Genomic DNA, 7,568 nt, shown 5'->3' with positions numbered 1-7,568 from the left:
CGCGACCCGAACTCCGCGCAGTCGCCGAGCGCATGGATTCGCGGGTCGGTGATCGAGGCGAGCTGATGGTCGACGACCACCCCGCGCCGCACGAAGAGTCCGGCGGCACGGGCCAGTGCGGTCGAGGGCCTGCCGCCCGCCGTCAGCACCACCAGGTCGGTCTCCAGGACGTGCCCGTTGTCGAGCTTCAGCCCGTCCTCGGTGAGCCGGACCGCGCGCACTCCGGTGTAGACCTCGGTGCCGAGCTTGCGCAGGCTGCGCCGCAGCACCGAACCGCCCTGCTCGTCGACCTGGCGCGACAGCAGATGCTCGCTGCCCTCGACCACCTCGGTGAGCAGCCCGCGCACGGTGAGCGCACGCGCCACCTGCAACCCCAGCAGACCGCCGCCGACCACGACCGCTCGCTCCGCCGAGGGCACTGCGCCCATCAGCCGCAGGCAGTCCGCCAGCGACCGGAACGCGTGCACCTTCGCGCTCAGCTGGCCGTCCATCTGGACCAGCCCGCGGATCGGCGGCAGGGTCGGGATCGAGCCGGTCGCCAGCACCAGCCGGTCGAAGCCGATCCGGGTCCCGTCGACCAGCATCGCCTCACCGGCCTCGCGGTCGATCTCCAGCACCCGCGCCCCCAGGCGCAGGTCCACGCCGTGTGCGGCGAACCACTCCGGCGCCCGCAGCACCAGCGCATCCAGCGAGTGGGTGCCCTCCAGCACCGCCGAGAGCAGGATCCGGTTGTAGGCCGGTCCCGGCTCGTCGCCGAGCACGGTGATCGCTCCCGGGTAGCGCGCCGCGACCAGCTCCTCGACCAGCCGTGTCGCCGCCATCCCGTTGCCGACGATCACCAGCCGTTCGAGGCTCATGGCGCGCTCACCGCCACCGCGCAGACCTTGAACTCCGGCATCCGCGACGTCGGGTCGAGCGCATCGTTGGTGAGCAGGTTGGCACCGACCCAGTGGAACGGCACGAAGACCGTGTCGGGCCGGATCGTGGGCACCACCCGCACCGGCACCCGCAGGCTCCCGCGACGCGTCGACAGCCGCACCGGCTCGCCCTCGGCGACGCCGATCCGGCCGGCCAGCATCGGGTGCAGCTCCACGAACGGCCCCTGGTCCGGCAGCTCGCGCACCCTCCTGGTCTGCGCCCCGGACTGGTACTGCGCGAGCACCCGTCCGGTGGTCAGGTAGACCGGGTAGTCGGCGTCCGGCACCTCGGCGGCGCCGCGGTGCTCGACCGCGTGGAAGCGGGCCCGCCCGTCGGGGTGGGCGAACTCCTCGGCGAACATCCGCGGGGTACCCGGGTGGGTGAGGTCGGGGCACGGCCAGAAGACGCCGCCCTCCTCCTCGATCCGCTCCCAGGTGATCCCGGCATAGTCGGCCTTGCCGCCTGCCGAGGCCCGGCGCAGCTCCTCGAACACCGTCGCGGGGTCGGTCGGGAAGTCAGCGGTGGCACCGAGCCTGGAGGCCAGCCCGGCGATGATGTCGAGGTCGCTGCGCACCCCGCGCGGCGGCGTCAGCGCCCGCTTGCGCCGGATCACCCTGCCCTCCAGGTTGGTCATCGTGCCGTCCTCCTCCGACCACTGGGTGATCGGCAGCACGACGTGGGCGCGCGCCGCCGTCTCCGACATCACGATGTCGGCCACCACCAGCAGGTCGAGCGCGTCCAGCCGCTGAGAGACCTGGCGCGCATTGGGTGCGGAGACCACGATGTTGGAGCCGAAGACCAGCATCGCCTTGGGCCCCGCCTCGGTGCCGAGCGCATCGAGCAGCTCGTAGGCCGAGCGGCCCTTGCCCGGCAGGGAGTCCGGCACCACGCCCCACACGCCTGCCACATGCTCGCGCGCCGCGGGGTCGTCGATCATCCGGTACCCCGGCAGCTGGTCGGCCTTCTGTCCGTGCTCACGCCCGCCCTGCCCGTTGCCCTGCCCGGTCAGGCATCCGTAGCCGGCGAACGGCCGTCCGGGGGCCCCCAGCGCGAGCGCCAGGTTGATCCAGGCCAGCACGGTGTCGGTGCCGGTGGCGTGCTGCTCGGCGCCGCGGGCGGTGAGCACCACGACGCGCTCCGCCTCGCCGAGCATCCGGGCCAGCTCCCGCAGCTGGGACGCCGGCACACCGCTGACCCGCTCGACCCGCTCCGGCCACCACGCGGTCACCGAGTCGCGCACCGCCTCGAAGCCGACGGTCCGCTGCGCCACGTACTCCTCGTCGAGGAACCCGCCCGCGACCACCAGGTGCAGCAGCCCCAGCGCCACCGCCAGATCGGTGCCCGGCACCGGCTGCACGAACTCGTCGGCGAGCTCCCCGGTCGGCGTCAGCCGCGGGTCCACCACCACGACCTTGCCGCCGTTCTCCCGCAATCGCGCCAGGTGACGCGCGGCCGGCGGCATGGTCTCGGCCAGGTTGGAGCCGACCAGCACCAGCACGTCGGCCTGTTCGATGTCGGCCAGCGGGAACGGAAGCCCCCGGTCGACGCCGAAGGCCCGGGCCCCGGCGGCCGCGGCCGAGGACATGCACCAGCGCCCGTTGTAGTCGATCTGGCTGGTGCCCAGCGCCACCCGCGCGAACTTGCCGAGCAGGTACGACTTCTCGTTCGTCAGCCCGCCGCCGCCGAAGACCGCCACCGCATCGGCACCGTGCGCGCTCTGGAGCTCGGCGCACCGCGAGGCGACGACGTCCAGCGCCTCCTCCCAGGAGACCGGCCGCAGCTCGCCACTGGCCCGGTCCCGCAGCAGTGGCGTGGTCAGCCGCTCGCGGTGCTTGAGCAGCCCGGTGGCCGTCCAGCCCTTGCGGCACAGGGCTCCCTGGTTGACTCCGAACTCCTCCCACGGCGTCACCTCGGGCGCCGCCTGCCCCGCGAGCCGATCCCCGGCCGTCAGCCGCATCCCACACTGGAGGGAGCAGTAGGGGCAGTGGGTGGTGGTCATCAGATCCGGGCCTCGGCCAGGCTCGGCAGCCGCGAGACGAGGAAGGAGCGCCGGGTGTAGACGAACCAGGTGATCGCCAGGCAGACCACGTAGTAGCCGCCGAAGACCGCGAACGCACCCCGGATCGCGGACGCCGGGTCGTCGACCCACGGCGCACCGAACGACATCGGGATCAGGAAGCCGCCCATCGCGCCGACCGCGCCGGCGATCCCGATCACGGCCGAGGCGTTGCGGGTGGACTGCTGCAGTGCGGCGGTCCGCTCCGGGCTGCCGTCGGCGGTGCTGGTGCGAGCCTGGCGCGCCCAGATCAAAGGGATCATCCGGTAGGTCGAGCCGTTGCCGATGCCGCTGGCCGCGAAGATGATCAGGAAGGAGGCCAGGAACCAGGCGAACCAGGCCTGGTTGTCCTGCGCGATGCCCGGCTCCTGCCCCGGGTTCGGGGTGAGCTGGCTCAGCGTCCACAGCACGGCGGCGGTGCCGATGCCCATCCCGACGAAGCTCCACATGGTCACCCGGGCGCCACCGTAATTGTCGGCCAGCCAGCCGCCGAAGGGGCGCGCCACCGAGCCGACCAGCGCGCCCAGGAAGGCGTAGTAGGCGAAGTGGATGCCGGTACCGGTCGGGCCGCCGGCCGGCACCCAGAAGTTGGTCTTGATCAGCAGCGGCATCGCTGCCGAGTATCCGATGAACGAGCCGAAGGTGCCGATGTAGAGCAGCGACATCACCCAGGTGTGCTTGTCGCGCACCACCGCCAGCGACTGCCGCGGGCTGACGCTCGCGGTGGTCAGGTTGTTCATGAAGAGCCAGGCACCGGCCGCCGCCACCAGGGCGAGCACGGCATACACGTAGGCGGCGCGCTCCAGGTGGATGCCGCCGTCGCTGGCCGTCACCATGCCGAAGATGCCGGCGCCGCCGACCACCACCGGCAGGAAGAACTGGATGATCGCCACCCCGAGGTTGCCGCCGGCCGCGTTGAGACCCAGCGCCGCGCCCTTCTTCGAGGCCGGGTAGAAGAAGTTGATGTTCGCCATCGAGGAGGCGAAGTTGCCGCCGCCCAGGCCTGCGGTGGCCGCGATCAGCACGAAGACCCACAGCGGCGTCTCGGGCCGCTGCACGAAGACCGCGAAGAGCAGCGTCGGCACCAGCAGCATCAGCGCGCTGACCACGGTCCAGTTCCGTCCGCCGAAGCGCGGGACCGCGAAGGTGTACGGCAGCCGGATCAGCGAGCCCACCAGGTTCGGGGCGGCGACGATCAGGAACAGCTCCTGGGGCGTGAAGTCGAAGCCCATCGAGAGGAGGTAGGCGGAGCTGACGCTCCACATCAGCCACACCGAGAACCCGAGGTGCTCGGCGAAGATCGACCAGCCCAGGTTGCGGCGGGCGACCCGGGAGGCACCTGCCTCCCAGAAGGCGGGCTCCTCCGGGCGCCAGTCGGGGATGGTGACTCCTCCTGGGGAGTACGTGGACTCGGTGCCGGCTGCCTTGCTGACCACGGGCTGCTCCTTCTGCGACGCGCTTGCTCGACGATGCGTCGAGGCTAGGAAGCGCCCGTTACGGCGTCGGTCCGGTTTGTTTCACGTATGTGTCAACTCCTCCTCACGTCCTCACACCCCAGGAACGACGAAGCCTCCCCGACGCGAACGTCGGGGAGGCTTGTGTCGTTGTGGGCGTTCGTCCGTCAGGACGCGAGCACCTCGTCGAGGATGGTCTCAGCCTTGTCCTCGTTGGTGCGCTCAGCCAGGGCCAGCTCGGAGACCAGGATCTGGCGCGCCTTGGCCAGCATCCGCTTCTCGCCGGCCGACAGGCCACGGTCACGCTCACGCCGCCACAGGTCGCGAACGACCTCGGCAACCTTCATCACATCTCCCGAGTGCAACTTCTCCAGGTTCGCCTTGTAGCGACGCGACCAGTTCGTCGGCTCCTCGACGTGCGCAGCGCGGAGGACGTCGAACACGCGGTCGAGCCCATCCTTGTCAACGACGTCGCGAACCCCGACGAGATCCAGGTTGCAGGCCGGGACCCGAACCACCAGGTCCTGCTGGGCGACGATGCGAAGAACGAGGTATTCCCTCTCTTCTCCCTTGATGGTGCGAGTCTCGATCTCCTCGATGACCGCTGCACCATGGTTTGGGTAAACAACCGTTTCGCCGACGGTGAATGTCATGTGCAAAGTACCCCTTCCTAGGTGACCAGTCTAACACGACTTTGGGCACCCTTGCTCAGCGTTTGCGCAGGTCAGAGGGCACATGCAGGGTTGACAGAAGCATCCGCGGTGTGCCTGGCCCCGGCCCGGTCCTTCCACCGGGGGCGTTCGCGGGCCGCGATGGCCGATCGGTCAAACCTCCGCGTGTGGCCCGCATCGCCGACGAGATTGGTCAATACTGCGGCCTATGTCTGCCAAGCGGTATCAGCCCGTTCGCCGGATCAAGCGCGTGAACGCAGAGGGCGTCCTCGTCGAGCAATTCGACGTCGCACGCTCCCTTCCCGTTGCTCTCTTCCGGGCCTCCCACCCCAGCCGCGGCGCCCTGGTCGCCCTCGGGGTCACCGTTGCCGCAGCGCTCGCCGGGCGCAGCACCCGCGAGGTGGGCCTGGTGCTGGTCACCGTCCTGGTCGGACAGTTCATCCTCGGCGTCCAGAACGACCTGGTCGACCGCAACCGCGACCGCACTCACGGCCGCGAGGGAAAGCCGATCGCCGAGGGGTACCTCGACCCCGGCACGGCATCGTTCGCGATCGCCGTCGCGGTCCTGCTGGTGGTGCCGCTCTCGATCGCCAACGGCCGGATCGCCGGCTCCATCCACCTGGTGATCCTGCTGGTGGCGATGCTCGGCAACGCCGGCCTGCTGCGCCGCGGCAGGCTCTCCTTCCTCACCTGGGCGCTCACCTTCGGCGGCTTCGCCGGCTTCCTCTCCTACGGCGGCTGGGGCGGCGAGGGGGACGGCGGCGCACCGACCGTCGCGCTCGTCGTCTGCGGCGCGCTGATCGGCGTCGGGCTGCACGTGCTGGCCGCACTGCCCGGGCTGGTCGACGAGAACGCGGACGGCTGGCGCACCCTTCCGCTCACCCTCGCGCTGCGCACCGGAGCGCCCCGCCTGCTCGCCATCACCGTCGTCTACCTGGTCGTGATGCTGGCCGTCACCGTCTTCGCCGGAGCCAACTTCGGCCTCGTGGCTGCCTGACCCGGGACACCACGCTCAGCCGCGGAGGCGATCCTCTAGGCTGGCCTCGCACTTGGTGACCGATCCCAGACGGTCCACCGCCGAACATAAAGGCTCTGAAACGATGCTGCTTCGCAACCGGATCGCCCGCGGACTCGCCGCCGGCGCCCTCGTGCTCGCCGTGCCCACTCTGGCTGGCTGTGGCATGAACTTCGCCACCGACAAGGTCTACACGCCGGCCCCCGGCGCGAACAACCGTGCCGGCGACGTCGACGTCCTCAACGCCGCCATCGTGGCGTCGGCGGACGGCAAGGGCACCCTGGTCGCCACCTTCTCCAACAACGTCCAGGGCGAGCCCGGCGACGACGCCACCACCGGGGACGACACCCTGACCGGCATCAGCGGCGACGTCAGCGCCACCCTGCCCACCAAGAAGCTCGTGATCCCCGCAGGCGGCCTGCTCGCGCTGAACGCGGCCGGCGCCGACTCCGTCGACAAGCCGGGCCCGAAGCGTGCGGCCGGCATCCCGGTCACCGGCGACTTCGTCCTCGGCGACTTCGTCAAGCTCACCCTGCAGTTCGCGAACGCCGGCACCGTCGAGATCGAGGTCCCGGTCGTGTGCAACGCCAACCACTTCGAGGGTGAGGACGGCGACGGCGAGCTGACCGAGGCCTGCAAGACCGACCTCGAGACCCACGGTTCGGGCGAGGGCGCGGAGTCGGGTCACTGATGGCCCACACCCTGATCCTGCTCCGTCACGGGCAGAGCGAATGGAACGCCAAGAACCTCTTCACCGGCTGGGTCGACGTCGCGCTGACCGAGGCCGGTCGCGCTGAGGCCGTCCGCGGTGGCGAGCAGCTCAAGGACGCCGGCCTGCTGCCGGACGTCGTGCACACCTCGCTGCAGCGTCGTGCCATCAACACCGCCGCGCTGGCCCTCGACGCCGCCGACCGGCACTGGATCCCGGTCAAGCGCTCGTGGCGCCTCAACGAGCGCCACTACGGCGCCCTGCAGGGCAAGGACAAGAAGCAGACCCTCGCCGAGTTCGGCGAGGAGCAGTTCATGACCTGGCGCCGCTCCTTCGACACTCCCCCGCCGCCGCTGAGCGACGACTCGGAGTTCTCGCAGGCCGGCGACCCGCGCTACTCCGTCTCCAACGGCGGTCCGGGCGAGGCAGCCCCGCGCACCGAGTGCCTCAAGGACGTCATCGAGCGCTTCCTGCCGTACTGGGACGCCGAGATCGTGCCCGACCTGAAGGCCGGCAAGACCGTCCTGGTGGCCGCGCACGGCAACAGCCTGCGTGCACTGGTCAAGCACCTCGACCAGATCAGTGACGACGACATCGCCGGGCTGAACATCCCGACCGGCATGCCGCTGGTCTACCGCCTCGACGCCGACCTGCGCCCCACGGTCGCCGGTGGCGAGTACCTCGACCCCGAGGCAGCAGCCGCGGCAGCCGCCGCCGTCGCCAACCAGGGCAGGTAACACCCCCC

The 7,568-nt window shown here is 70.8% G+C and carries 7 protein-coding genes; 3 read left to right on the top strand and 4 right to left on the bottom strand.

All coding sequences use genetic code 11. The annotated features are described in order from the left end of the window. The 4 genes from ABD151_RS13030 to ABD151_RS13015 all read right to left on the bottom strand — a co-directional run. Positions 1-857: NAD(P)/FAD-dependent oxidoreductase (locus tag ABD151_RS13030; RefSeq protein ID WP_343995010.1), on the bottom strand; the 857-nt coding region annotated here is incomplete at its 3' end. Further along, positions 854-2,917 (bottom strand): molybdopterin oxidoreductase family protein, encoded by a 2,064-nt coding sequence (locus tag ABD151_RS13025; RefSeq protein WP_343995008.1) that lies wholly within the window; start codon positions 2,915-2,917, stop codon positions 854-856. The genes ABD151_RS13025 and ABD151_RS13030, both read right to left, overlap by 4 nt. Beyond that, positions 2,917-4,410: an MFS transporter gene (locus ABD151_RS13020; protein WP_343995006.1), complete on the bottom strand. Its 1,494-nt coding sequence runs from the start codon at positions 4,408-4,410 to the stop codon at positions 2,917-2,919. Before ABD151_RS13020 ends, ABD151_RS13025 begins: the two co-directional genes overlap by 1 nt. A gap of 185 nt (positions 4,411-4,595) precedes the next feature. Beyond that, entirely contained in the window at positions 4,596-5,081 is a 486-nt protein-coding gene (locus ABD151_RS13015) for a CarD family transcriptional regulator (protein ID WP_343995004.1), read from the bottom strand. A 226-nt stretch (positions 5,082-5,307) separates the two neighbouring features. On the opposite strand from ABD151_RS13015, the gene ABD151_RS13010 reads away from it, so the two are divergent. From ABD151_RS13010 to ABD151_RS13000, 3 genes are all read left to right on the top strand, one after another. Beyond that, positions 5,308-6,096, top strand: coding sequence for a UbiA prenyltransferase family protein (locus ABD151_RS13010; protein WP_343995002.1), 789 nt, complete (start codon positions 5,308-5,310; stop codon positions 6,094-6,096). 103 nt (positions 6,097-6,199) lie between these two features. Then, entirely contained in the window at positions 6,200-6,805 is a 606-nt protein-coding gene (locus ABD151_RS13005; RefSeq protein WP_343995000.1) for a copper chaperone PCu(A)C, read from the top strand. After that, entirely contained in the window at positions 6,805-7,560 is a 756-nt protein-coding gene (locus ABD151_RS13000; RefSeq protein ID WP_343994998.1) for a phosphoglyceromutase, read from the top strand. The genes ABD151_RS13005 and ABD151_RS13000 overlap by 1 nt, the downstream gene beginning before the upstream one ends. Positions 7,561-7,568 lie beyond the last annotated feature (8 nt).

The organism is Nocardioides dubius, assembly GCF_039528155.1.
In the GTDB taxonomy this organism is placed as follows: domain Bacteria; phylum Actinomycetota; class Actinomycetes; order Propionibacteriales; family Nocardioidaceae; genus Nocardioides; species Nocardioides dubius.
This window is presented reverse-complemented; position numbering and strand designations above follow the sequence as displayed.